The sequence below is a fragment of the Pollutimonas bauzanensis genome, assembly GCF_900129885.1.
GTDB classification, from domain to species: Bacteria; Pseudomonadota; Gammaproteobacteria; order Burkholderiales; family Burkholderiaceae_B; genus Pollutimonas; species Pollutimonas bauzanensis.
This window is the reverse complement of the sequence record NZ_FQXE01000004.1, coordinates 128,836-154,886: the sequence shown is the minus strand read 5'-3', so window position 1 is coordinate 154,886 and position 26,051 is coordinate 128,836. Positions and strand designations below refer to the sequence as shown.

Annotated in this window: 22 protein-coding genes; 11 read left to right on the top strand and 11 right to left on the bottom strand. The window is 62.8% G+C overall.

The window, feature by feature from the left end:
* Positions 1–249: 249 nt before the first annotated feature.
* The 6 genes from BUB23_RS09285 to BUB23_RS09260 form a co-directional block, all read right to left on the bottom strand.
* Positions 250–1,116, bottom strand: a complete 867-nt coding sequence (locus BUB23_RS09285; RefSeq protein ID WP_073102829.1) for an HpcH/HpaI aldolase/citrate lyase family protein — start codon at positions 1,114–1,116, stop codon at positions 250–252.
* Positions 1,116–2,318: a CaiB/BaiF CoA transferase family protein gene (locus BUB23_RS09280; RefSeq protein ID WP_073102828.1), complete on the bottom strand. Its 1,203-nt coding sequence runs from the start codon at positions 2,316–2,318 to the stop codon at positions 1,116–1,118. The genes BUB23_RS09285 and BUB23_RS09280 overlap by 1 nt, the downstream gene beginning before the upstream one ends.
* A 7-nt stretch (positions 2,319–2,325) precedes the next feature.
* The gene (locus BUB23_RS09275) at positions 2,326–3,429 is read right to left on the bottom strand and encodes an ABC transporter ATP-binding protein (protein ID WP_073102827.1); all 1,104 of its coding nucleotides are present in this window, start codon (positions 3,427–3,429) and stop codon (positions 2,326–2,328) included.
* Entirely contained in the window at positions 3,422–5,143 is a 1,722-nt protein-coding gene (locus BUB23_RS09270; protein WP_073102826.1) for an ABC transporter permease, read from the bottom strand. The genes BUB23_RS09275 and BUB23_RS09270 overlap by 8 nt, the downstream gene beginning before the upstream one ends.
* A 51-nt stretch (positions 5,144–5,194) precedes the next feature.
* The gene (locus BUB23_RS09265) at positions 5,195–6,301 is read right to left on the bottom strand and encodes an ABC transporter substrate-binding protein (protein ID WP_073102825.1); all 1,107 of its coding nucleotides are present in this window, start codon (positions 6,299–6,301) and stop codon (positions 5,195–5,197) included.
* A gap of 98 nt (positions 6,302–6,399) precedes the next feature.
* A complete protein-coding gene (locus BUB23_RS09260) occupies positions 6,400–7,323 on the bottom strand; it encodes a LysR substrate-binding domain-containing protein (protein ID WP_073102824.1) in 924 nt (307 codons plus the stop codon).
* 317 nt (positions 7,324–7,640) lie between these two features.
* Here BUB23_RS09260 and BUB23_RS09250 point away from each other — a divergent pair, with 317 nt between their 5' ends.
* Entirely contained in the window at positions 7,641–8,072 is a 432-nt protein-coding gene (locus BUB23_RS09250) for a VOC family protein (RefSeq protein ID WP_073102822.1), read from the top strand.
* A gap of 96 nt (positions 8,073–8,168) precedes the next feature.
* On the top strand, positions 8,169–8,933 hold the full coding sequence (locus tag BUB23_RS09245; protein WP_073102821.1) for an IclR family transcriptional regulator: 765 nt from the start codon (positions 8,169–8,171) through the stop codon (positions 8,931–8,933).
* A 27-nt stretch (positions 8,934–8,960) separates the two neighbouring features.
* Here BUB23_RS09245 and BUB23_RS09240 read toward each other — a convergent pair whose 3' ends face one another.
* Genes BUB23_RS09240 through BUB23_RS09220 form a run of 5 tightly spaced genes read right to left on the bottom strand, consistent with a single transcriptional unit; the run spans position 8,961 to position 13,834 of the window.
* Positions 8,961–10,127, bottom strand: coding sequence for an acyl-CoA dehydrogenase family protein (locus tag BUB23_RS09240; RefSeq protein ID WP_073102820.1), 1,167 nt, complete (start codon positions 10,125–10,127; stop codon positions 8,961–8,963).
* Complete coding sequence (locus BUB23_RS09235; protein WP_073102819.1) at positions 10,124–11,356, bottom strand: CaiB/BaiF CoA transferase family protein; 1,233 nt, start codon at positions 11,354–11,356, stop codon at positions 10,124–10,126. The genes BUB23_RS09240 and BUB23_RS09235 overlap by 4 nt, the downstream gene beginning before the upstream one ends.
* Positions 11,357–11,366: 10 nt before the next feature.
* The gene (locus BUB23_RS09230; RefSeq protein ID WP_084135920.1) at positions 11,367–12,377 is read right to left on the bottom strand and encodes a Bug family tripartite tricarboxylate transporter substrate binding protein; all 1,011 of its coding nucleotides are present in this window, start codon (positions 12,375–12,377) and stop codon (positions 11,367–11,369) included.
* 58 nt (positions 12,378–12,435) lie between these two features.
* The gene (locus tag BUB23_RS09225) at positions 12,436–12,816 is read right to left on the bottom strand and encodes a cupin domain-containing protein (protein WP_073102818.1); all 381 of its coding nucleotides are present in this window, start codon (positions 12,814–12,816) and stop codon (positions 12,436–12,438) included.
* Between the two features lie 55 nt (positions 12,817–12,871).
* The gene (locus BUB23_RS09220; protein WP_073102817.1) at positions 12,872–13,834 is read right to left on the bottom strand and encodes a LysR family transcriptional regulator; all 963 of its coding nucleotides are present in this window, start codon (positions 13,832–13,834) and stop codon (positions 12,872–12,874) included.
* 93 nt (positions 13,835–13,927) lie between these two features.
* Between BUB23_RS09220 and BUB23_RS09215 the strand changes: the two genes are divergently transcribed.
* The 9 genes from BUB23_RS09215 to BUB23_RS09175 all read left to right on the top strand — a co-directional run bounded on the left by BUB23_RS09215 (position 13,928) and on the right by BUB23_RS09175 (position 26,047).
* The gene (locus tag BUB23_RS09215) at positions 13,928–15,307 is read left to right on the top strand and encodes a D-serine ammonia-lyase (RefSeq protein WP_073102816.1); all 1,380 of its coding nucleotides are present in this window, start codon (positions 13,928–13,930) and stop codon (positions 15,305–15,307) included.
* 61 nt (positions 15,308–15,368) lie between these two features.
* Positions 15,369–16,958 carry an ABC transporter substrate-binding protein gene (locus BUB23_RS09210; protein WP_073102815.1) on the top strand — a complete coding sequence of 530 codons (1,590 nt, stop codon included), beginning with the start codon at positions 15,369–15,371 and terminating at the stop codon, positions 16,956–16,958.
* A 7-nt stretch (positions 16,959–16,965) separates the two neighbouring features.
* Positions 16,966–17,907, top strand: coding sequence for an ABC transporter permease (locus BUB23_RS09205; protein WP_073102814.1), 942 nt, complete (start codon positions 16,966–16,968; stop codon positions 17,905–17,907).
* A 7-nt stretch (positions 17,908–17,914) separates the two neighbouring features.
* Complete coding sequence (locus BUB23_RS09200) at positions 17,915–18,817, top strand: ABC transporter permease (RefSeq protein ID WP_084135919.1); 903 nt, start codon at positions 17,915–17,917, stop codon at positions 18,815–18,817.
* A 34-nt stretch (positions 18,818–18,851) separates the two neighbouring features.
* Positions 18,852–20,528 carry an ABC transporter ATP-binding protein gene (locus BUB23_RS09195; protein WP_073102813.1) on the top strand — a complete coding sequence of 559 codons (1,677 nt, stop codon included), beginning with the start codon at positions 18,852–18,854 and terminating at the stop codon, positions 20,526–20,528.
* Positions 20,529–20,599: 71 nt separating this feature from the next.
* Complete coding sequence (locus BUB23_RS09190; protein WP_073102812.1) at positions 20,600–22,102, top strand: M81 family metallopeptidase; 1,503 nt, start codon at positions 20,600–20,602, stop codon at positions 22,100–22,102.
* Between the two features lie 109 nt (positions 22,103–22,211).
* Positions 22,212–23,165, top strand: a complete 954-nt coding sequence (locus BUB23_RS09185) for a MurR/RpiR family transcriptional regulator (protein ID WP_084135918.1) — start codon at positions 22,212–22,214, stop codon at positions 23,163–23,165.
* Complete coding sequence (locus tag BUB23_RS09180; protein ID WP_073102811.1) at positions 23,158–24,117, top strand: isoaspartyl peptidase/L-asparaginase family protein; 960 nt, start codon at positions 23,158–23,160, stop codon at positions 24,115–24,117. Before BUB23_RS09185 ends, BUB23_RS09180 begins: the two co-directional genes overlap by 8 nt.
* A gap of 40 nt (positions 24,118–24,157) precedes the next feature.
* Positions 24,158–26,047 (top strand): dipeptide ABC transporter ATP-binding protein, encoded by a 1,890-nt coding sequence (locus BUB23_RS09175; RefSeq protein ID WP_073103094.1) that lies wholly within the window; start codon positions 24,158–24,160, stop codon positions 26,045–26,047.
* The last annotated feature ends 4 nt before the right edge of the window (positions 26,048–26,051 follow it).

The window sequence follows — 26,051 nt, the reverse complement described above, 5'->3', positions numbered from 1 at the left end:
TGCGACGCGGCGCCGTCTGGGCGCATGGTGCCGGGTTCCCGATGAGGGTGGGTATTGTTTTTGCTGGCTGCACCTGCGTTAGCAGAACCATGGTATCACACATGGGCCGCCCTGCCAATTGGCGCTTACGTTAAATGAGCACGCTGGGCCCAGGGTATTCGTTTCACGGGCCGTCAGGCGGCCGCGGCGAAACATTGCGCGAGCCGCGACCGGACCGGCTGGCAATGCCGGCCCGGTCGCGGGCGACGGTCAGGCCGTGGCCTTTCCGGCGCGGCGGATAGTGGCCAGCGCGCGCTCATAGACAGGAATGTCTATCATCTTGCCGTGCAGCGCGATTGCTCCCAGGCCTTGCGCCATTGCCGCCTCGAATACTTCGATGACTTCCGCGGCCTGCGCCGCCTGGGCGGCGGAGATCCCGAAGGCTTCATTGAAAGTGGCGACCTGGGCGGGGTGAATGGCGCAACTGCCCGTGAACCCCAATTGGCGCGCCAGCGCCGCAAGGCGCGCGAGGGCTTCGATATCCGTGAAGTCGGCGATGCTGCCGGGCAAGCCCAGGGCGTCGACGCCGGCCGCGCGCGCCGCGATCGCCACTGTTTGGGCCGCGTAGCTCATCGCCACCGGTTCGGGAATCTGCTCCATGGCGGCGGCGTAGTCCTCCACGCCAAAGCCGAGAGCCACCAGCCGGTCGCTCGCCTGCGCGATCGCCACGGCGTTGAAGATGCTCAGCGGTGTCTCCAGCAACGCCACCAGCGCGGTGTGTCCATCGGGCAGCCCGGCCTTCTGTTCGGCCCGCTTGACGCGTTCGACATGGGCCAGCAGTTGCTCCGGCGTATCCACCTTGGGAACGAACAGCCCCGCGACGGCTTTGCCGACGCTGGCCGCCACGTCCTTGTCCGCCAGTTCGGGGGCGCTGTTGATGCGGACGAACACCCGCAGGCCGCGGCTGGCAACGTCCACCGCCGCCTGCGCGATGCGCGCGCGCGCCTCTTCCTTGCGTTGCGGGACGATCGAATCCTCCAGATCGAGAATGACGGCATCGGCGCCCCGCAAGTGGGCCTTGGCCAGGAACCGGGGCTCCAGTACGGGTACAAATAACAACGATCGCAGTATGCCCATCAGATCACTCCTTCAGTATGTAGTTTTTCAAGGTCGTCCGCGCCCAGTCCGAGCGCGGCATAGATTTCCGCATTGTCCGCTCCCAGCGCCGGCGCGGGACGGCGGATGGCGCCCGGCGAGGTCGATAGCCGGGGCAGAACTTCGTGCATGGGTATGCTCCCCATGTCATCGTCGGGTAGTTCGACGATGACGCCGCGCGCCTGTATGTGAGGGTCGTCCATCACCTCGGAGACGTCGTAGACGGGGCCCACGGTGACATGTTCGGCGGCGAAGAAGGCCAGCGCGTCAACGCAGTCGCGCGCGCCGATGAAACCGCCAATGATGGCGTCGAGTTCTTCGATGTTGCGCAGCCGGTCGGAATTGGTGCGAAAGCGAGCGTCGCCGATCAGGTCGGCGCGTCCGATCGCGCGAAAAAGCCTGATGGCCATTTCCTGTGTCGATGCCGAAAGCGCCACGTACTTGCCGTCACGAGTCGCATAGATATTGCGCGGCGCCGATACCGAAGCGCGATTGCCCGAGCGCGGGGGCACCTGGCCCGTTACGCGGTACGCCGCAATGTCGGGGCCAAGTATCGATATCATGGGTTCGAGCAGTGAAAGATCGATCACCTGGCCGCTGTTTCCCTTGCATTCGACTTCGCGCAGTGCGATGAGCGTCGCGTAGGCGCCGTAAAGGCCCGCCACCATGTCGGCCAAAGCCATATTGGGCAGGGCCGGCGGCTTGTCGGCGAATCCGTTCTTGGCGGCGAAGCCTGAAAGCGCCTCGACCAGGCTGCCGAAGCCCGGCAGCTTGCTGTACGGCCCGGTCTGGCCCCAGCCCGAGACGCGCACGACGACCAGGCGGGAATTGAGCTCATGCAGCCGTTCGGGTGAAAAGCCCAGCCGTTCGAGCACGCCGGGCCGGAAATTCTCCAGCAGCACCTGGGCATCGCCGACCAGCTCTTCGAGCATTTCCTTGCCGCGCGGCGTGCGGATGTCGAGAGTGATGCTTTTCTTGTTCCGGCCGTATACCTTCCAGAAGACGGCAACGCCATCCTCGTTCCATTCCCGCAGCGTATCGCCGCGGCCAGGCGCCTCCACCTTGATGACTTCGGCGCCGAAATCGGCCAGAAGCAGGCTGGCCATGTTGCCGGCGACCACGCGCGACAAATCCAGGACCCGGACACCGTCCAAGGGACAGCGGGCATGCGCTTGATATTCCATTATTGACTCACGCGGGTTGAAGTTGCGCTCCTCCGGCGGCGAACGTCACGATCGCCTCGGCAGGAACATGGATGGCGACATCGCCATTGGGAAGATCTTCGGTGGACTCGACGCGCAGGATCGAACCCAGCGTCTCGACCGTGTAGGAATAACGGGCTCCGAGATAGCTTTGCTCGACGATGCGCCCCAGGATCCGCGTGGCCGGCGAGGCCTCCAGCGGGATATCACGTTGTGTCAGCCGGATGCTCTCGGGGCGGATCGCCGTCATGATGGCGAGGCCGTCGTTGCCGGAGATATCGGCTGGCAGCGCCAGCTGCTGGCCATCGGCATAGCGCGCCATCGTCGCCTGGCCCACCCGCGCAAGCGAGGCGTTGATGAGATTGCTGGTGCCGATGAAGTCGGCCACGAACTGGTTGGCGGGCGAGCCGTAGATGCGCTTGGGGGTGTCGATCTGGACGATTCTTCCGCCGTTCATGACCGCGATGCGATCGCTCATGGCCAGGGCTTCCACCTGGTCGTGCGTGACATAGACTGTGGTCAAGCCGACCTTGGTTTGCAAGTGCTTCAGCCAGGTCCGGGCCCGGTCGCGCAGCTTGGCATCCAGATTGGACAAGGGCTCGTCCAGCAGCAGCACATCGGGACGGAACACCAGCGTGCGGGCCAATGCGACGCGCTGCTGCTGCCCGCCGGACAACTGGTGCGGATAACGGTCGGCCAGATGCTCCATTTCCACCAGGGCAAGCGCCTCGCGCACCCGTTCGCTGCGCATCTGGCGTGAAATCTTGCGCAGCTTGAGCGGAAATGCGCAGTTCTGCTCTACCGACATATGCGGCCACAGCGCATAGGATTGGAAAACCAGGCCGCAGTTGCGCCGCTCGGGCGGCAGATGGATGCCGGTGGCGCTGTCGAAATAAACCGATGCGCCCAGGCTGATCCGCCCGGACGTGGGCGGCTCGAGCCCGGCGATGGCGGCGAGCGTGGTGGACTTGCCGCAGCCGCTGGGGCCCAGCAGGGTCAGGAACTCTCCTTCATGCACCTTGAACGAGACATTGTCGACCGCCAGCACGTCGCCATACTTGCGGCAGAGGGAAGAAACCTCGAGTTCAGCCATAGTTCCTGACTCCTATAAGGTAGCGGAAAATCACCATGAAGACCGCAATGATCGCCATCTGGATGACGGCAAGCGCCGCGACCGAGCCGTTTTCGCCCTGTACCCAGAAGGACAGCATCGTGGTGCCCATCACCTCGCTGCCGGGGCCGAACAAGAATACGGCCACGGCATATTCCTTGATGAAATGGATGAAAAGAATGGCATAGCACGCGAACAAGGCCGGGCGCAGCTGCGGCGCCAACACGAGCAGGCAGGTTTGCAGCCAACTGGCGCCGACACTGCGGGCGCTGCGGTCATGGTCGCCGCTGATCTGCAGCAACGCGGGCTGGATCGCACCGTATCCGGTGGGCAGATGGCGCATGACGAAGGCAAAGATAAGAATGGCGATGGTGTTCTGCATCCAGGCCATTCCCGGCAGCCAGGCTGTGGCCCACAATACGCCCATGCCCACCAGCAGGCCAGGGATCGCACGCGGATAGAGCGCGATGAATTCCAGTGGGCGGCGCAGCTTGTAATCGGAGCGTAGGGCGACGAAGGCGCAGGCGGTCACCAGGACGGTGCCCACCAATGCACCCAGGACGGCCACGCCCAGGGTGTTCCAGATAGATCTGACATACGCGGGAAACGAGAAGACAGTCTGGTAATTGTCCAGCGTCAGGACGTCGGCCAGGGGAACGAAGGGCGACAGCACAGAAGCGAACGACCGGACCACCAGACCGCCCATTACCAGCAGCACGGTGGCGAACAGGTAGGCCAGCAGAGCTATGCAGCATGGCCAGCGCCACCAGCCCAAGTCGAGCAGGCGCGCGCGGCCGGCTTTGCCGCCGACTGTGACAAAGCGCTTGCCGTCGCCTACCAGATGCATCTGCAATAGCACCAGCACCGTGACTACGCCTATCAGCATGACCGCCACGGCGCTGACCAGGGCATGGTCTGGCGTGGAGGCTTCAAATCCCTCGGCGTAGATGAATGTCGTGAGAAAGTGCATGCCGCTGGGCACCGCCAGCAGCAGCGGCATGACGAATAGTTCGAGCGCCAGCACGAAGTTGAGGATGGTTGTCGTGACGATGGCCGGTCGCAGCAGTGGCAATGTAATGGCGGCCAGAGTCTTGATCGGCCCCGCTCCGCTTAGCCGCGCTGCATCTTCCAGAGCCGGGTCGATGGTGCGCGCTGCGCCGATGCTGTAGAGAAATGTAAGGGGCGCGAGCGACAGGCCGGCCGCGATCGACAGGCCTGCCAAGGAATAAAGGTTCCATGGTTTCCAGCCGATGATCTGCTCGACCTGCAGCGTGACGAAGCCCGAGGGTCCATAGGCAACGATCCAGCCGAATGCGAGGACCAGATGGCTGACATAGATGGGCCAGAGCATCAGGTTCATGATGCCCCGCGCGCCGGGCAGGTTGGTGCGCGCCACCAGGATTGTGGCCAGCACCCCGACAACCTGGGCGATCAGCGTGGCCAACGTTGCGAATATTGCAGTGTTGACCATGGCGCTCTGGAAAGCGCTGCTGGATAAGGCGCGCCAGTAGCCGCCGAGGCTCAATTCGCTCATGCCGTCGTACAGCGGCGTATTTGAAAACGACTGCATGACGACCGGAGCGATGGGCGCTGCCACCAGCACCAGCACTACCAGCAGCACACAGGTCTGCAGCGTGCGTTCCCCTACACCCGCCCCACGGCCGTGCGTGGGGCGGGTTCCTTGATCTGGCTTCATATCTTTGATCCCTCGGTGTCAATGAGTGCGCTGCTGCGCTTGGGGGAGGAATCAGCGGTTGAATGCCTTGCGCCAGCGCGGGATGAACGCATCGAGGAGGGGCAGTTGGTCGGGATCGTAGGTCATCATCTGGATATGATCTTCGCCGCCGACTTTCTCGACAATGGTGTGATATGTCCAGTAGGTGATGTCTTCGGGCTTGAGGTCGCGAACCGGCGTCAGGCCGCCGCGCCCAAAGCCGACTTGGCCCTCGTAGGACAGCACATGATCAAGCAGCAGCCGTGCCGATTGGGGGCTTCGGCCGCCCTTGGTGACCGCCATCAGCCGAGGGTAGATGGGCTGCTTGTCCTTGAAGAAAGACCAGCCGATGGTGTTGCGCTGGGCCGGCCCGTCGAGCTTGGGAAACACGGTGATGCCGCTGATGAGATAGGCCAGCGCGTATTCGCCGATGGTGAGTTTTTCGAGCATGACGCCGCCTGCGCGCTCGGCCTTGGAGACCGGGCCAAGCTTGGCGTATGTATCCCATATCTTGTCACCATGGCCCTGCGTCCAGACCCAGTTCCATATGGCAGTTTCGGCGCCAGCCCCCGCATCGTAGGTGACGAACTTTCCTGCCAGATTCTTCTGCTCGTCGGCCAGCTTGGCGATTTTTTCCGCCGTGTCTGGGACTTCCCCCTTGGGGATCAAGTGCTTGTTCCACACTATCAGCGCTGGGTCGGCTGACAGCGTATATGCGCCCGGGATCGGGTTCGACCAGGCGGGCAAGTGGCCTTTTTCCGGCGAATCGTATGCAAGCAGCTCGCCGCGTTCGGACGCTTGCAGCCAGCGGGGAATGCCGAACGCGGCGATGAAGTCGGCCGTGCGCGATCCGCTTGCCTTTTCGGTGTAGTACCTGTCCCATAGCTCGTTGTTGAGATCCAAAGTCTCTACTTTGATCCAGGGGTATTTCTTGGCGAAGCTTTCGAGCACGGGCTTCCAGTTGAAGGAGGCCATGACGGAATAGACCAGCAGGCCGCTTTCCTTCTTGGAGTCGTCAATGATCTTGCTGTAGGAGGCCGGGTAATAATCCGGCAGGGTCTGCGCGGCGGCGGAAGTTGCGTAAACAAGCGTCAGGCTGCTGGCAATGGCAAGTATTCCACGGGCGATCGTCGTTTTCATATTGTCTCCTTCGTTATAATTTTTTCAAAGGAGTTTTAGTATAGACGTCAAGTTTCGCGGCGAAGCATACGGAATTCCTATGTGGCCAAAGGTTGAGCTTATGTCCTCATGCGGACCGAGCCGGCGGCGGAGGGCTGCTTCAACTCTGCGGCGATGACTTTCCGCAGCAGTTCGTATACCGCTTTGGCCGGGCGCGACAGCGGCGGGACTTTTGGCCGGCACAGCGCGACCGGCCGCCATATTTCGGGCTCGATGCGGTAGCCCTTGACCTCGCCGCGGCCGGCCTCGAGCGAGAACGTCGCCCAAGGGAGGATGCTGCAGCCGACCCCCCGGCTGACCAAGGTATTTATGGTGGGGATGGATCCGTCGATTTCGGAGATGACGTTGGCTTTGACGCCGTGACGCGCAAACGCCCCATCGAGCAGGGTGCGCAAACCGAGGAAGGCGCTGGGGAGGATCATCGGGTAGCGGCTGACGTCCTCGATCGGGAATGGATCGTCGACCTGCAAGGAGGGCGGCGCCATCAGGTACAGCGCTTCGTCGAAAATCCACTGAACGCCCAGGCCCGCCTGGCCGGTCTGGAACAGGATGGCCATGTCCAGTTGGCCGCTGTGCAGCAGCGGCTCCAGACGGCCGCTGACGCCGGTCATGATATACAGATTGATATCCGGGTAGGTGGCGCGCACTGCTTCGAGTATCGGCACGGCCAGCATGATCGCGGTGCTGGACGGGATGCCGATGGATACATATCCGGAGGGATGCTTGTCCAGTTCGCGCAGTTCCTGCCGCATCGAGTTTTCCAGCCGCAGCAGCATCTGTGAACGTTCGTAGAATCGTGCGCCCGCCTCGGTGGGGACGATGCCTCGCGGCGTGCGTTCAAGGAGCTTGACCCCCAAATCATCTTCCAGCAGATGCAGCTGCTGGCTCAAAGCGGGCTGGGCGATATGCAGCTGTTCCGCGGCGCGGGTGATGCTGCCCGCATCGACGATAGTGACGAAATAGCGATACCGTCGCAAAGCCATGCTCCTTCTCTCCATGAAAGCGTGCTGCGCCGGCTCGCGCAAGGACATCGTGCAAAAGAGGCGCGGGCGCCCTGCGCTACCGGCCGATTATACCCGGCGCGTCTTTCATCCATGCGATTGAGCGGGCATCCGCAAGCTCGATATCCATGGCGGGGATTTCTTCGTCTGCTGGTCTGCGGTGTCGCCAAAGGGATAGGGGGCTATGAGGAAAAGATTCTTTTAAGATACTATGGTCCATCATGCTTATCCGGCCTTGGTCGGGCGTGTAGACCACCGGGCCGAACACGCCGCGCCGGGCCGTCAAGGAGGTATGACGCATGCTCAAATTGAACCGCATCATCGAGACCGCTCTTTACGTCGATGATCTCGATCGCGCAGGGCGCTTCTACGCCGATATATTGGCGCTAAAGCCGATGCTGAATACAAAAACCTTATTCGCCTATGACGTGGGCGGTCAAAGCGTCCTGCTGCTGTTCAAGCGCGGCGCATCGATGAAGACTCAAGTATTTCCAGGGGGGCCGGGCTCCCCCGCGGGCGAGATACCGCCCCACGATGGCAGCGGCCCGCTGCATATGTGTTTCGCCATTGACGCGGACCAGCTCGCCGCCTGGGAGGCGCGGTTGAGCGGAAAGGGGGTGCTTATCGAAGGCCGCGTGCGGTGGGCGGGCGGCGGCGAAAGCGTTTATTTCCGCGACCCGGATGGGCATCTTCTCGAGTTCATGACCCCGGGCAACTGGCCGATCTATTAGGGCCATTCGGCATATCTCTACACCCCCGGAATGTGGACCGGAACTCCGCTCGGTATACTCAGGCACATTACCTACCTGACGCCCGCGATACGGACCATGATCGAAAAAAAAGCTGATACCAACGTCAAGACTGCCTTGCGGGTGATCGAAATCATCGAGGTTTTCGCGCGCGAAACCAAGCCGCTGTCGCTGTCGGAGCTGGCCAGGCACCTGGATGCGCCGGTTTCCAGCTGCCTGGCCCTGTTGCGCACTTTGGCCAGCCTGGGGTATCTGTACGAAGCGGGGCGCCGGCAGGGCTACTATCCGACCGGGCGGCTGCTGGCCATGGCGCAGCGCATTTCCAAGGCGGACCCCATCTTGGGGAAGGTGTTGCCCAGCCTGGAAGAGCTGCGCGACACGACTTGCGAAACTGTGGTGTTCGCCAAGCTGGACTTGATGAGCAAACGGGTGGTGTACCTGGATGTGCTGGCGTCTCCGCATCCGATCAGTTATGTGGCGGTGGCGGGTTCGCAAAGGGACATACACGCCAATTCGCTGGGCAAGGCGCTGCTGTCCACGCTGGGGGGCGAGGAGCGCCGGGCGCTGCTGTCCGGGCTCAAGCTGCAGGCCTATAACAAGCGCACGCTGGTCACGCCGGAAGCCATCGAGGCGGACATCCAGGCGTCGCTGGAGCGCGGCTGGTTCGCGAATCTGGGCGAGTCCATCATGGAGGATGTGGGCGCCATTGCCTGGCCTTTGAAGGTGTCGGGCAATGATTATGCGATTTCCGTAGCGGGGCCTTTGTACCGCATCGAAAGCCATGTGGAAGACCATGCCAAGAAGCTGCGCGTGGCATGCCGGTTCATGGAACAGAATATTTGACCGTTGTGCTGACGCGGATGTTCTTTTCTAATATGACTTCGGCAGCCCCAGGACCTTTTCCGCGATGAAGCACATGATCAACTGCGGACTCACCGGCGCAATGCGCGGAATGAAGCTTTCGCGCAAATACCGCTCTACATGGTATTCCTTCGCATACCCCATCCCCCCCAGCGTCAGCACAGCCGTCTGGCACGCATTGAAGGCCGCCTCCGCCGCCAGATACTTGGCCGAATTCGCATACTCGCCGCAAGGCAGGCCCGCGTCATACAGCCATGCCGCCTTCTGCACCATCAGATCGGCCGCTTCCAGCTGCATCCACGCTTGGGCCAAAGGATGCTGCACGCCTTGGTTCTGCCCGATAGGCCGGCCAAAGACGACCCGCTCATTCGCGTAATCCACCGCCCGCGCCAGGGCCGCCCGGCCAAGGCCCACCGCTTCCGCGGCGATCAGGATGCGTTCCGGATTCAGGCCATGCAGAATATATTCGAAGCCCTTGCCTTCCTCACCGATACGGTCGGCCGCGGGGATGCGCAGGCCGTCGATGAACAGCATATTGGAATCGACCGCCTTGCGGCCCATCTTTTCGATTTCCCGGACCTCTATCTTGCCCTTGTCCAGGTCGGTGTAAAACAAGGACAAGCCCTGCGTCGGCTTCTTTACTTCCGACAATGGCGTCGTGCGGGCCAGCAGCAGCATTTTGTCGGCCACCTGCGCCGTCGATATCCAGATCTTGCGCCCGTGCGCCACATAGCCGTCGCCGTCGCGCACCGCCCGCGTAGCGAGCTTGGTGGTGTCCAGGCCGGCATCGGGCTCGGTGACGGCGAAACAGGCCTTCTGCTCGCCGCTGATCAAGGGTGGCAGCGCCCTGGCGCGCTGTTCGGGCGTGCCGAACACGACCACGGGATTCAGGCCGAAAATGTTCATGTGCACGGCCGACGCTCCCGAAAACCCCGCCCCCGAGCGCGATATCGTGTGCATCATCAGGGCGGCCTCCGTCATGCCCAGCCCGGAACCGCCATACGCTTCGGGCATGGCAATGCCCAGCCAGCCGGCTTGCGCGAGGTCGCGGTGGAACTCATGGGGATATTGGCCATCCCGGTCGCGCGCCAGCCAGTAGTCGTCGCTGTAGCGGCTGCACAGGGCTTCGACCCCCGCGACCAGGGCCTTGCGTTCATCTGTCAATACGAAACTCACGGCTTTTTCCCCTTGTTTGCGGCCGCCGCCGCGCCAGTCCCCAGCAAGCCTGCAATGGCTTCATCGGCCAGGCCGGCTTCGCGCAGCACTTCTTGTGTATGTTCGCCCAGGCGCGGCGCATGGCGCCGGATGCTCAGCGGCGTTTTCGAATAGCTGCCGACCGGGGCCGGCGAGCGTATCGCCCCTTCGGATGGATGCTGCAGGTCCTTGAGCATGCCGACCTGGCGCAAGTGCGGGTCGGCAATCAGGTCGTCCACGCCATACAGCGGCGCGGCCGGAATGTCGGCGTCGCTGAAGGCCTGCAGCCAATGCTCGCTGGTGTTGGTCGCCATCACATCGGACACCAGGCAGTAGGCCTCATCGATATGCCGCGCCCGGGCGGTATGGCTGCTGAAGCGCTCGTCCTCGAGCAGGCCGGGCCGGCCTATCATCTGGAAAAACCGCGACCAATGCTTGTCGTTGTAGATCAGCACGCTGACGTAGCCATTGGACGTGGCGTAGGGGCGGCGATACGGCGCCAGCAGGCGGGCGTAGCCGGTAGGGCCTTCGGGCGGGCTGAAGCTTGCCCCGCCCAGGTGATCGCCCAGCACCAGCTGGGCCATGGCTTCGAACATGGGGACTTCGATCTCCTGGCCCTGGCCCGATGCGCGCGCCTGGATCACGCCGGCCAGTATGGCGATGGCCGCCTGCATGCCCACGGCGCGGTCCGCCAGGGTCAGAGGGGCGTAGCGCGGAACGTCGCCGGAATTCTGCTGATACAGCGACGGAATGGCCGTCATCCCCTGGATCAGGTCATCGTAGGCTGGCCGGCCCCCATAGGGCCCGGCGTTGCCGAAGCCATAAGCTCCCACATACACCAGCTTCGGGTTGACGCCGGACACCTCCGCGTAGCCCAGGCCCAGCCGCGCCATGGCCTGCGGCCGCACGTTGTACAGCAGAACGTCCACCGTCCTGGCCAGGTCAAGGCAGGCTTGCCGCCCTTGCGGCGTTTTCAGGTCCAGCACGATCGAGCGCTTGTTGCGGTTGAGGTGCAGGTACATGGCGCCCATGCCGGGATTGCGCATGGGGCCGACCGCCCGCATATTGTCGCCCGCCGGGGACTCCAGCTTGATCACGTCGGCGCCCAGGTCGCCCAGTATCTGCGTGGCGTAAGGCCCCATCACGACGGAGCTCAGGTCCAGTATGCGGATCCCGTCCAGGGGACCCGCGGAAGATTGTGTTGTTTTCACGCCGGGGCCATTATTGCGCGCTTATATTGGCTGCCTTGATCAAATTGCCCCACAGGACATACTGGTCCTGGACGAATTTGCTGAAGTCTTCGGGCGTGCCGCTGAACGCATCGAAGCCCAATTGAGCCAGGCGGGCCTTGGTGTCGGGGTCGCTGACGATTTTGTTGATGGCGTTGTTGAGCACCTTCACCACATCGGGCGACATGCCGGCGGGGCCGAAATAGCCATTCCATGAATTGATGTCGAAATTGGCGACGCCCGATTCTTCCATGGAAGGCAGGTCGGGCACCAGTTCGCTGCGCTTGGCGGTGGACACCGCCATGGCGCGCAGGCGGCCCGACTTGACGAAGGGCATGCCGGAGGTGAAGTCGGTGAACATGAAATCGACCTGGCCGCCGACCAGGTCGGTCAGCGCCTGCGGCGTGCCTTTGTAGGGAATATGCAGGATATCCAGCCCCGCGGCCTTCCCGAGGGTGGCGCCCGCGACTATGCCGGTGCTGTTGCCGCTCGCATAAGTGACGGTGCCCGGATTGGCTTTCGCGTACTTGACCAGTTCCTGGACGGTTTTATAAGGCTTGCCGGGATTGCTCACCAGCAGGAAGGGCAGATTGCCGCCGCGGGCGATAGGGGTGAAGTCCTTGACCGGGTCGTAGGACACGTTCTTCATCAGCCATGGCGCGGCCGAATGCGAAGTGTTGGTCGTGACGAACAGGGTGTAGCCATCGGGTTTGGCCTTGGCCACGAAATTGGCGGCTATCGTCGCATTGGCGCCGGGCTTGTTCTCGACAATGACGGGCTGGCCCAGTTGCTTGCCGAGCTCTTCGGCAAAAATTCGCCCCACGGCGTCGGTGCCCGACCCGGCCGGGAAAGGGACCACCAGGCTGATGGGTTTTTCCGGATAGGCCGCCAGGGCGCTGCCGGCGCATAGCGCCAGGCCCAATAACGATGCGCCCAGCAAACCTTTGCCGGAAAAAAGGCCGGGCGCGCGAGGCGCCGGGAAGCGGTGCGGAATTGCGGTCATGGTAGGTCTCCTGTGCCGCGATTGTGTGGTTGCGGCTTGGTTGTGCTGCTTGACGGGGCTAGCGGATAACCCGCGCGGGGTTTTCTTCATATGGCGGTGAGTAGATGACCAGCAGGCGCGCCGGCTCATCGCTGGTCACCGTGAAGACATGCTTTTTGTCGGGAGGGAAATAGCAGCAGTCGCCCGGCAGCAGTTCGCCGCGTTCGCCCTCGACCTCGACGATGGCCGAGCCCGACAGCAAGTAGCAGACTTGCTCGATGCCCGGATGCGCATGCGGGTGCGCGCCCTGGTTCTTTTCGATAGTGCCCACCAGCACCTCCACATGCCGGGCGCCCACATTGTCGCGGCCGATGAGGCGGCGGTTGACGGTGCCGCTGTGATTGGCGGGGGAATAACCGGCGACATCCGATTCACTGACGATCCAAGAAGGTTTGCCCATGCTTTTATTTCCTGTGTATGAAAACAGTTTTACACATATAAAATTCTGCCGCAAGCTAGGGTTTGCACGCAAGCGTCTTGAACCAGGCGTCGCGCGCTTTTTTAAACCGCTTGCTTTCCCGCTGCAGCCAGATCTCGATGATGCTCAGGTTTTCTTTGGGCTGGTGCATGGAAATGAAATGATATGAAGCCCTGGAGCGCACCGGCCTGGAAAACAGCTGCACCAGGCGGCCTTTCAATAAATCGTCCAGCACCAGCGCCAGCCTGCCCATGGCTACGCCCTGCCCCGTCAAAGCGGCGGTCACCGCCAGTTGCGACAAATTGAAGTGCAGGCCTTCGTGCAGCGCTGGAAGCGGCGCATCCACACCTTCCAGCCACGTTGCCCATTCCGCATCCTCCGGCGCGTTGTCCCACGGCATGGCGTCGTGCAGCATGAGCGAGCTGGGCAGGTCGGACGGCTGCCTGATTTCGGGGTGGGCCGCGATAAACGCCGGGCTGGCGACCGGCACGAGCCATTCGTCCAGGAACTCCACCGCGTCCAGGTCGGAATAGTGGCCGAGATCGAAGCGTATGCCCGCTTCGATCTGTTCTTCTTCCATGCGGAAGCGATCCAGCGCCTGGAATTCCCCGTGGACACGCACCGACAGATCGGGATGCTCGCGCAACAGCTGCCCCATGCGCGGAGTGAGCCACATCATGGCGAACGATGGCGAGCAGCTCAGGTTCAGCGCATGGTTTTGTCCACTGTTCTGTATCTGCCCCAGGGCATCGTTCAGAACCTGGAACGACTGGCCGACCGCCATGGCCAGCCGAAAGCCGTCCTGCGACAGCACGAGGCTGCGGCGCGTGCGATGGAACAGGGGAACGCCCAGGTGTTCTTCCAGCAGCTTGACTTGCTGGCTGACGGAGCCCTGGGTGACGTGCAATTCGGCGGCCGCCTTGGTGAAACTGTTGTTGCGCGCGGCCGCGTCAAAGCAGCGCAGCCATGTGAGCACAGAAGAAGAGAGCTTGTATTTCATTAGTTTGACTAACAACAAAGTTAATATAAATGGTTTGCCAGATCCGCATTGCGCCGCCAGAATCAGGTCCATGAACATACCCATTCCGGCCGTATGGAAATCCCGGAAACACTAGGGAAAATACTGATGCGCAGCAACCGTTCACGTAAAATCAGCAGTTTGCCACAGCTTTGGCTGAATCCTGAAATTCGTTCGTCCGACGATGGACCCGCCATCAACTCCATTACTATAAACAATGTAAGAGAGGCTGAAGCCCGTCTCGCGAGGTTCGCTCCCTTGTTGGCCGGGCTCTTCCCCGAGCTCGCCGAAAGCCATGGCATCATCGAGTCCGCTTTGCTCGAGCTGCCTTCGGTCGCGGGCATCGAAAACCCCGGCGGCCGCTACGGAAAGTTCTGGATCAAGGCCGATCACGCCCTGCCCATCGCGGGGTCCATCAAGGCCAGGGGCGGGATACACGAAGTGCTGGAGTTCGCTGAATCGCTGGCGCGCCGGCATGGCTTGCCCGGTCCCCGCGGCGACTATCTTGAACTGGCGTCGCCCGCGGCCCGGTCGATATTCAGCCAGCATGAAATTTCAGTGGGTTCCACCGGCAATCTTGGCCTGAGCATAGGCATCATGGCGGCGGCATTGGGCTTTCGCGCCACCGTGCATATGTCGGCCGAAGCCAAGCAATGGAAGAAAGACCGCCTGCGCCGGCATGGGGTTACCGTGCTGGAATATTCCGGCGACTACAGCGAAGCCGTCGAGGCGGGCAGGGTGCGCGCGAGCGCGGATCCATACACCTATTTTGTCGACGACGAGCAGTCGCGCCTGCTGTTTTCGGGCTATGGCGTTGCCGCGTTCAGGCTGCGCGCCCAGCTTGAGGAACTGGCCATCGCGGTCGATGCCGAGCACCCGCTGTTCGTTTACCTGCCCTGCGGGGTGGGCGGGGCGCCCGCCGGCGTGACCTTCGGACTCAAACATATCTTCGGCGACGCGGTGCATTGTTTCTTTGTCGAGCCGACGGCATCGCCATGCTTCCTGGCGCAGATGCAGAACCCCGACTGGGCGGGCATTACCGTGTACGACGTGGGCCTGGACAACGCCACCCATGCCGACGGGCTGGCCGTTCCCGCGGCTTCGCAGCTCGCCATTGAGGAAATGCGTCCGCTGCTCGCGGGCATCGCCACCACCTCGGACGATACCTTGTTCGCCGATCTGTATTGGCTGCACGTTCAGGAAAATATCCGCATTGAACCGTCGGCCGCCGCCGCGTTCAGCGGCCCGCGCATGCTGCTGGGCGGCGAGATCGGGCAGGCGTACTTGAGGCGGCATGGTTTGCACCCCAGCATGCATCGGGCCAATCACATCCTGTGGACTACCGGCGGCCTTTTCGTGCCCGACGACGAATACGCCGATTTCCTGGAGCGGGGAAGAACCGTCGCCCAGGCCACCGAAGCCGGCTTCAGCAGCGCCAGTTCCATCGCTTTATAGAAAGAAGCTCCCACGAGCCTGCCCGCCTGGCTCTTTCCTACCACCAAAGCAAGGTAAAACCATGTCAAAACAAAAGCTGTTCTCGCCGCGCAAACTCTTGTTCGCCGCCGCGCTTGCCGCCGCGGCCGTGGCCCCGTCGCTTCATGCCCAGACCATCACCGCGGTCATGCATTCCAGCCTGCGCGTGCTGGATCCGGTCATGACCACGGCGCATATTACGCGCAATCACGGCTATATGATCTATGACACCCTGCTGGCCACCGACGCGCAAAACAATATAAAGCCGCAGATGGCCGAAAGCTGGGAAGCGTCCGGCGACGGCAAGTCCTATACCTTTACCTTGCGCGACGGCTTGAAATGGCATGACGGCGCGGCCGTCACCGCCGATGATTGCGTTGCTTCCATCAAGCGCTGGGCGCAGCAGGACAAGATGGGCCAGATGATGAGCGCCCAAATGTCTGAAATGAAGGTTCTGGACGCCAAGCGCTTTGTCATGACGTTCAAGGAGCCGACCGACCTGGCGGTGCGCGCGCTGGCCAAGCCCAGCGGCATAGCCCCTTTCATGATGCCCAAGCGCATTGCCGATACCCCCGCCAATCAGCCCATCAAGGAATATATCGGGTCGGGTCCTTTCAAGATGGTGGTGGCGGAGTTCAGGCCGGGCCTGCAGGTCGTGTATGAAAAGAACGCCGACTACGTTCCCCGGAAAGAAGCGGCGAGCGGCATGGCCGGCGGCAAGAACGTCTACGTCGATCGCGTGAAATGGATAGCCACGCCCGACGCCATGACCTCGGTCAATGCGCTGGTCAGCGGCGAAATCGACTACCTTGAACAGCTCCCTTACGACCTGGCTCCCATCGTCGAGAGCAATGCCGACATCAAAGTCCAGGTGCTCGATCCGCAAGGCTACCAGACCGTGATGCGCATGAATCACCTGCATGCGCCCTTCGACAACAAGAAGATCCGCCAGGCAGCCATGTACGCCGTGGACCAGGAAAGCGTCCTGCAGGCCTTGATCGGCGACCCCAAGTACTACAAGACCTGCGCCGCCCTGTTCGGCTGCGGCTTGCCTTATGACAGCCAGGCGGGCGCCGAAGTCACCGTCAAAGGCAATATCGACAAAGCCAGGGCGCTGCTGAAAGAAGCCGGCTACGACAACACGCCTGTCGTTATCCTGCAGCCTACCGATACCCCGTCGGTGAACGCCCAGCCCGTCGTCATCGCCCAGGCTTTGCGCGCCGCCGGTTTCAAGGTGGACATGCAAGCCATGGACTGGCAGACGGTGGTGACGCGCCGCGCGGTCCAGGCAGATCCCAAGGCCGGCGGCTGGAATATCTTCGCCACCAATAATGTAATGGCCGAGGCGCTCGATCCCCTGCGCGCCTTCGGCGTCGCCGCCAACGGCACACAAGCCTGGTTCGGCTGGCCCAATGTGCCGAAAATCGAAGAATTGCGCGTCGAATTCTCGCGCACTGCCGATGAAGCCAAGCGCAAGCAATTGGCCAACGATATCCAGCAACTGGTCATAGACGAAGGCGTGCTGCTGCCCATGGGCCAGTACTTCGTGCCCGGGGCTTTCCGCAAGAACCTGACGGGCATGCTGGAATCGCCCGCGCCGGTCTTCTGGAACATCAAGAAATCAGCAAGCTGAGCCGGCCATGTTTAACTTTATCCTGCGGCGCACCGCGGCATCGATTCCCGTCATGGCCATGGTCGCGGCGGTGGTGTTCGCCATACTCAGGCTGACTCCGGGGGACCCCGCGGCCATCATTGCGGGTGATTCCGCCACACCGCAGCAGCTTGAAGAAATACGCCGGATGATGGGGTTGGACGAGCCGATGTATGTCCAGTTCCTTATCTGGATATGGCGCTTGCTTCAAGGCGATCTGGGCACCTCCCTGCTTTCCGGCGTGCCTGTGGCCGAGATGATAGGCCAGCGCATGGGGCCGTCGCTGGCCCTGTGCCTGAGCACCATCACTTTATCTGTCCTGGTGGCCATTCCCCTGGGAATACTGGCTGCCTGGCGCCAGGGGAAACCGCTGGACCGCCTCGTCATGGCGGCATCGGTGCTGGGTTTCTCGGTGCCCGTATTCGTGACGGCGTACGTGATGATTCTTGTGTTCTCGCTGAAACTGGGCTGGTTTCCGGTGCAAGGCTACAAACCACTTGCGGCCGGCCTCTGGCCGTTCGCGCAAGCCCTCGTTCTGCCCACGATTGCGCTCAGCACCGTATACATAGCATTGATCGCCCGCATTACCCGTACCAGCATCATCGAGGTAATGGGCGAGGATTTCATTCGCACCGCGCGCGCCAAGGGCCTGCGCGAGCGCAGCGTACTGACCGGCCATGCCTTGCGCAATGCCGCCGTCCCCATCGTCACCATCATAGGCGTCGGGGTAGCGATGCTGATCAGCGGCGTTGTGGTGACGGAGTCCGTCTTCAACTTGCCGGGGCTGGGCCGGCTGGTCGTGGAAGCCGTGCTGGCGCGCGATTACCCGGTCATACAGGCGTTGATACTGCTGTTCGCCTTCGTCTACGTTTTCATCAATCTTATTGTCGACGCGCTGTACACCGTGTTCGATCCACGCATCCGTTACTGAGGCCGACATGACAAACGCTACAACGACCTTGCCCGCGGGTTCATCCCCGGGCGATGCTGGTCCCGGACCGGCGCAGATCCAGTCGGCATTTGCCCGGACGCTCCGGGGCGGCCCCGTGCTGATATCGCTCTTCATACTTGCGCTGGTCATTTTTGTTGCCATTCTTGCTCCATGGCTGCATACGGTCGATCCGACCGCCATCAATCCCGGCGTTCGATTGAAGCCCATTACAGGAGCGCACTGGCTGGGCACGGACGCCTATGGGCGCGATGTATTTTCGCGCGTGCTGTATGGCGCGCGCGTGTCGCTGATCGTCGGCCTGGGGGTGGCGGTGTTCAGCATGGCGACAGGCCTGGCCATAGGCGTGGTGGCGGGCTATTTCCGCTGGATAGACGCCATCGTCATGCGCGTCATGGACGGCCTCATGGCGATTCCAGGCATCTTGCTCGCGATCGCCCTGGTGTCGCTTTCGGGCGCCAGCCTGATGACGGTAATGATCGCGATCACGGTTCCGGAAGTCCCGCGCGTAGTGCGGCTGGTGCGCAGCGTGATTCTGAGCGTGCGCAACGAACCCTATGTCGAAGCCGCGGTGGCCCTGGGCACGCCGACCTTCACGCTGATGCTGCGCCACCTGGTCCCCAACACCATCGCGCCGCTCGTCGTGCAAGGCACTTATGTGTTTGCGTCGGCCATTCTGACAGAAGCCATTCTCAGTTTTCTGGGGGCGGGGGTTCCGCCTGAAACCTCCTCGTGGGGCAACATCATGGCCGAAGGCCGCGCCTATTTTCAGCTGCTTCCGGGGCTGGTGCTGTATCCGGGCGTGCTGCTGTCCTTGACCGTGCTGAGCGTAAACGTGCTGGGCGACGCCATGCGCGATGCGCTGGATCCGCGCATGTCGCGCCGGTTGTGAGGCGCGCGCCTTGAACGAAGACCAGGAAACAATCATGACTCAGACAGCGCAAGAGAACGATAGCGGCAGCGGCAACGCTCCGGTATTGACCATAAGAAACCTGTCCGTCAACGCCAGCCGTGGCGCCGACGGCGCAGCCGGCCTGGGGCGCCCGATAGTCCACGGCATGAGCCTGCAGGTCCATGCTGGTGAAACACTGTGCATCGTCGGCGAATCGGGGTCGGGTAAATCGGTGACCTCCCTGGCGGTAATGGGCCTGTTGCCTAAAGACGCCTTGACCGCGATGGCCGGGGAAATCGAAATCGACGGCGAAGACGTCCTCAAGGCGAGCGACAGCCGCCTGCGCAAACTGCGCGCTTCCAAGATAGCCATGGTGTTCCAGGAACCCATGACGGCGCTCAACCCGGTCCACCGCGTGGGCGCCCAGGTCGAAGAAGTGCTCAAGCTGCATACCAGGACGGGGGCCGCCGAGAGGCGCCGCCAGGTGCTGGCCATGCTGGATTCCGTGCATCTGCCCGATATCGAACGCATTTACGATTCTTATCCGCATCAATTGTCGGGCGGCCAGCGCCAGCGCATTGTCATTGCGATGGCCTTGATCCTCAAGCCCAGGCTGCTCATCGCCGATGAGCCCACGACGGCCCTGGATGTGACCACGCAGAAGCAGATTCTCGCCCTGATCCGCGAATTGCAGGCCAGGCACGGCACAGCCGTGATCTTCATCACCCACGATTTTGGCGTCGTGGCGGAGATCGCCGATCGCATCCTGGTCATGAACCAGGGCTGCGTGGTTGAAACGGGAACGCGCGATCAGATACTTGCGCGCCCGCAGCAGGATTACACCCGCATGCTGGTGTCATCGGTGCCCAGCCTTGTTCCCCACGAGCGTTGCGCCCCGGCTGGCGAGATCATCCTGAAAGTGCGCGGGCTGTGCAAGTTCTACGAGAAAACCAAAAAGCTGTTCAGCAAGTCCGAACAAGTGCCAGCCGCCAGCGATGTCGCCCTGACGCTGCGGCGCGGCGAAATCCTCGGCATCGTCGGCGAGTCGGGGTCGGGAAAGTCCACCGTGGCGCGCTGCGTGGTCAGGCTGATAGACCCCAGCTCCGGGGAGATCAGGCTGCACGATGACGACATCACCGTTATGGGGCGCAGCCAGCTTATGCCCATGCGCAAGCGCATCCAGATCATTTTCCAGGATCCCTACCGCAGCCTGAACCCCAGGCGCCGCGTGGGCGATTCCATTATCGAAGGTCTGCTCAATTATGGTACGTCTCGCGGCGACGCCCTGAAACAGGCGCTGCGGGCCATGGAGCTGGTCGGCTTGCCGGCCGACACGATGGAACGCTATCCCCATCAATTTTCCGGCGGGCAGCGCCAACGCATCTGCATTGCCCGCGCCCTGGTGATGGAGCCGGACGTGCTCGTCGCCGACGAAGCCGTTTCCGCCCTCGACGTATCCGTGCAGGCGCAGGTGCTGGACCTGCTGGAGGAAATCCGGCAGCGGGTCGGGGTGGGGGTGCTGTTCATCACCCACGACTTGCGGGTCGCCGCGCAGATTTGCGACACCATCCTGGTGATGCAGCACGGGAAGGTCGTGGAATCGGGCAGCGCCCGGAAGGTTCTGAGCCAGCCGCAGCAAAGCTACACCAAGGCCTTGATAGACGCCGCGCCCGGACGCGGTTGGGATTTCCAGAACTTTAGGCCGGCATGACCGGGGCACCGCATTCGAAGCACGCATCGGCATACGGTGCAAACAATTACTCGTTAAAGGCAGGAAAGAATATGTCACGCATTGTTTATGGTGGTTTTCAACACGAAACGAATACCTTCGCGCCCGATCTGGCCGATTGGGATGCCTTCCTGGCCGGGGGCGGGTGGCCCGGCCTGCTGTCGCGCGACGCCATCTGGCCGGCGATAGCCGGCGCCAATATACCCGCGGCGGGTTTCGTCCAATGCGCGCTGGACGCCGGCGACACCCTGGTTCCCACCAGTTGGTGCGCGGCCAGCCCATCGGCGCATGTCGCGGCCGATGCTTACGAGCGCATCGCCGGCATGATTGTGGACGGCATCAGCGCCGCCTTGCCGGTGGACGCCGTGTATCTTGATTTGCATGGCGCCATGGTGGCGCAAACCTTCGATGACGGCGAAGGCGAATTGCTGCGTCGCGCGCGCGCGGTGGTGGGGCCCGACGTGCCTATCGTGGCCAGCCTGGACCTGCATGCCAACGTCACCGCGCAAATGCTGGAGCAGGCGGACATCCTGGTAGCCTATCGCACCTATCCTCATGTCGATATGGCGGAAACCGGGGCCCGCGCCTACCGGCAACTGCAGGGCCGGCTGGCTGCCGGGGTGCGCCCGAAAGTCGCGGTGCGCCGTCTGCCTTTCCTGATTCCAATCTGCTGGCAATGCACCGACATTCAACCCGCCAAAGGCTTGTATCAGCAGTTGGCGGAGATCGAAAAGGACGTCACGCATATGTCGTTCGCCACTGGCTTTCCGGCTGCCGATTTCCCCGAGTGTTCGCCTGTCATCTGGGCCTATGCCGATGACCAGGCCAGCGCCAATGCCGCCGCCGATCGCCTGGCGGCCGCGGCGAATGCGGCTGAAGCATCGTTCGCGGGCAAGCTTTACAGCCCCGACGAAGCGGTGCAATATGCCATGGGGAAGGCCTTGTCCAGCGCCAGGCCCATCGTTATCGCCGACGCCCAGGACAATCCCGGCGCGGGCAGCAACTCCGATACCACCGGCATGCTGCGCGCCCTGTTGCGCAACAAGGCAAAGCGCGCGGCCATTGGGCTGATTGTCGACCCTGTCGCCGCCGCGAAGATCCACGCTTGCGGCCAGGGCGAACGCATACGCCTGGCTATCGGCGGCAATGCGGGTCTGGCCGACGACCAGCCTTTCGAGGGCGATTTCTTTATCGAAAGCCTTTCCGACGGCAAGGTCGACGCCACCGGCCCCTACTACCACGGCTTTCGCCTCGACATGGGGCCGTCGGCCTGCCTGTTGATCGACGGCGTGCGTGTGGTCATCGCTTCCCGGAAAGTGCAAATGGCGGATCAAGCCATGTTCCGTTTCGTCGGTGTGGAGCCCACCGCGCAAGCTGTCCTGGTGGTGAAAAGCGCCGTCCATTTCCGCGCGGATTTCACCCCTATCGCCGAGGAAATCATTGTCGGCGCGGCGCCCGGTTTCATGCCCATGATCCTGCGGCAGCTGCCATGGAAGAACCTGCCGGCCGGAATAAGGCTGGACCCTTGCGGCGTCGGGTTCCAGGCGGTGGACTAGGGTTACTCCCTATGAAAATTAATTTTCATAAAGTCATTTTCAGTGTAAATTAACTTACATAATTTACAGGCCCGCATTATTTCCTGCGGGCCGGACCGATCAGGATTTTATGACCAAGAGCCTAAGCGCAAGCCTGGCCCTGAAGGGCGAGGGCAAGCGAGGCAAGACCAATGCGGCGCCGAAGGCGCCCCCGCATTGTCTTTCCGTCGCCGAGCGCATCGCGCAATCCATGTCGGCCCTCAGCGCATCGCACCGGCGCATGGCCGACTATGTGCTGGCGCGCCCGTTCAAGGTCGCCATCATGTCCATCGATGAATTCGCGCAGGAATGCGATGTGTCGATCGCCACGGCCAACCGCTTTGCGCGGGCGCTGGGCTTGCCCGGCTACGCGCAGTTCCGGGCCCAGCTGGCGCAAGGCTTCGAAGAAGCGCTGGAGCCGGTCGAGCGCCTGCGCCTGGAGCGCAGCCGGTCGGCCACCTGCTTCGACGTCTTTGCGGCGTCCTTGTACGAGGATCAGCGCAATTCCGAACTCACCCGCCACTCGCTGAGCGCGGAGCAATGCGAAAAAGCGGTGCAGGCCGTGCTCGACGCCAGCCGCATTTTCATCATTGGTTTCGGCTCCAGCGGCTTTCTCGGCGGGTTATTGCAGCGCGGGCTCAGCCTGCACTGCCCCATGGTCGAGTGCCTGGCCGGGCCCGGCGGCGTGTCGCATGCGGCGCGCGAGCTGTCGCGCATGAAAAAGGGCGACCTGGTCATCGCCATCGCCTTTCCCCGTTATCTGGCCGACACCATTACCTTGGCCAAGGCCGCGAAGTCGGGCGGGATCACGCTGCTGGCCATTACCGACAAGCCCACCTCGCCGCTGGCGCCCCTGGCCGATATCTGTTTGTATGCCCACAGCCAGCGCCAGTTGTTGTCGAACTCGGAAACCGCCGCGCTGGGCATGATCGAGGCGCTCTCGGCCGCCGTCGCCCACCAGTCGAAGGACTCGCTGACCACGGCGGCCCTGCTGACCGAATCCGTGATGCCGTGGTTGATTTATAGGGACAAGAAAGATGATTAAGCCTGTGCTGGTGATCCATGGCGGCGCCGGAGCCATATCGCGCGCCAGGACGACGCCGGAAATCCGCCAGGACTACGAGGCGGCCTTGCAGCAGGTACTGGAAGGCGCCGGAGCCATCCTCGCGCGGGACGGTTCGGCGCTGGACGCGGTGACCGAGGCGGTGCGCCTGCTGGAAGAATGCCCCTTGTTCAATGCGGGCTATGGGGCGGTGTTCACCAGCGAAGGCAAGCACGAGCTGGATGCGTCCATCATGGACGGCAACACCCTGAAAAGCGGCGCGGTAGCCAATGTGACGATATTGCGCAACCCGGTCCTGGCGGCGCGGGCCGTGATGGAGCGCAGCTCGCATGTGTTTTTCGTCGGGCCCGGCGCCGAGGCCTACGCCCGCAGCCAGGGCCTGGAGTGCGTCGCCGCGGATTTCTTCTCGACGTCGGCCCGGCGCGAACAACTGGAGCGGGTGCGGCGCGCGGGAGCCGGCCTGACGGCGCTGGATCACGATGCGCAGGCCATGAGTTTCGCGCCGCTCGATGAAACCCGCAAGCTGGGCACGGTGGGTGCTGTGGCGCTGGACAGCCATGGCGACCTGGCGGCAGCCACGTCGACGGGCGGCATGACGAACAAGCAGCCTGGCCGCGTCGGCGACGCCCCGCTGATAGGCGCCGGCTGCTATGCCAACAATCGCAGCTGCGCGGTCTCGACGACGGGCACGGGCGAAGCCTTCATCCGCATGGTGGCGGCCTACGACGTATCGGCGCAAATGGAGTATGGCGGCTGTTCGCTGGCGGATGCGGCCGAGCGCGTCGTGCATGTGAAGCTGCCCAGGATAGGCGGCTCGGGCGGGCTGATCGCCGTCGATGCGCAAGGCCAGGTATGCATGCCCTTCAATACCGAAGGCATGTACCGCGGCTATATGTACGCGGGGCAGCGCCCGTTTGTTGCCATACACACTTAGCGGCGAGATTTTTAATGGATGAATTCTGCCCATGAAGGCCATGCCTGATTCCACCCCAGTCCTGGCAGACGACCGCGTGCTGCAGGTCGAAAACCTGAGCGTGCAGTTCAAGGGCGCCGAGCGCAGCATCGATGCCGTCAAGAACCTTTCCTTCCATGTGGATCGCGGCGAAACCCTGGCCATCGTGGGCGAGTCCGGTTCGGGCAAATCGGTGACGTCGCTGGCCCTGATGCGGCTCGTCGAGTACGGGGGCGGCCGGATCATCGGCGGCCGTGTGCTTTTTCGCCGCCGCAATCGGCAAATGGTCGATATGGCGGCCGCGTCCGGCAAGACATTGCGCAGCCTGCGCGGGGCCGACATGGCGATGATCTTTCAAGAGCCCATGACCTCGCTGAACCCGATCTTCCCGGTCGGTGAACAGATTGCCGAATCGATCCGCCTGCATCAGGGCCTGGGGCGGGGCCAGGCCCTGGCGCGGGCCCTGCAGATGCTCGACCAGGTGCGCATTCCGGACGCCAGGAACGTGCTGGGCCGCTATCCGCACCAGCTCTCGGGCGGCATGCGCCAGCGGGTGATGATAGCCATGGCCCTGGCGTGCAAGCCGGCCTTGCTGATAGCCGACGAGCCCACCACCGCCCTGGATGTCACCATCCAGGCGCAAATCCTGCAGCTCATCCGCGAGCTGCAGCGCGAGATGAACATGGGGGTGATCTTCATCACCCACGATATGGGCGTGGTCGCCGAGGTGGCGGACCGCGTGCTGGTGATGCTGCGCGGCGACAGCGTGGAGACCGGCTCGGCGCAGCAGGTTTTCGCCACGCCGCGGCACGCTTACACGCAGTCCTTGCTGGCGGCGGTGCCCCGCCTGGGGTCCATGCGCGGCACCGACGAACCCGAGCACTTTCCCGTGCTGTCGGCCCCCGCCGGGAGCGGCGGACAAGTCCTTGCGCCGCGGGCGGACAGGGCCGTCGCCGTGCCGCCCGCCGACTCGGGGGCCGCGCCCATCCTGAGGGTGCGCGAGATGTCGACCCGTTTCGATATCCGCACGGGGATATTCGGGCGGGTGACGCGCCGCGTTCATGCCGTCGAAAAAGTCAGCTTCGACCTGTTCCGCGGCGAAACCCTGGCGCTGGTGGGCGAATCAGGCTGTGGAAAGTCGACGACCGGGCGTTCTTTGCTGCGCCTGGTGCGCACCCAGGGCGGGCGCATCGAGTTCGACGGCCAGCAGATCGACGAGCTGGAAGGGCCGGCATTGCAAAGCCTGCGGCGCAATATCCAGTTCATTTTCCAGGACCCCTTCGCGTCCCTGGATCCGCGTGTGACGGTGGGCTATTCCATTATCGAGCCCTTGCTCATACACAAGGTGCTCTCGGGCGAGGCCGCGAGGGAACGCATGGCTTACTTGCTGGAGAAGGTCGGCTTGCCGGCCGACGCCGCGCAGCGCTATCCGCACGAATTTTCCGGCGGCCAGCGCCAGCGCATCTGTATCGCGCGGGCGCTGGCCATGAGCCCGAAAGTGGTCATCGCCGACGAATCGGTTTCCGCGCTCGACGTCTCCATCCAGGCGCAGATCGTGAACCTGCTGATCGACCTGCAAAAAGAAATGGGCATCGCCTTTCTGTTCATTTCGCACGATATGGCGGTGGTCGAACGCATCAGCCACCGCGTGGCGGTGATGTACCTGGGCCAGATCGTGGAAATAGGCCCGCGCCGCGCCATATTCGAGAACCCCCAGCATCCCTACACCAGGAAGCTGATGGCGGCTGTGCCGATCGCCGACCCCGGCCGGCGCCATCTGGACCGCAAATTGTTATCGGGGGAAATCCCCAGCCCTATCCGCAATGTCGGCGATGAACCCGAAGTGTTTCCGTTGATCGAGGTGGCGGCCGGCCATTATGTGGCGCAACACCAAAGCAGTGCTTCATTTTAAATTT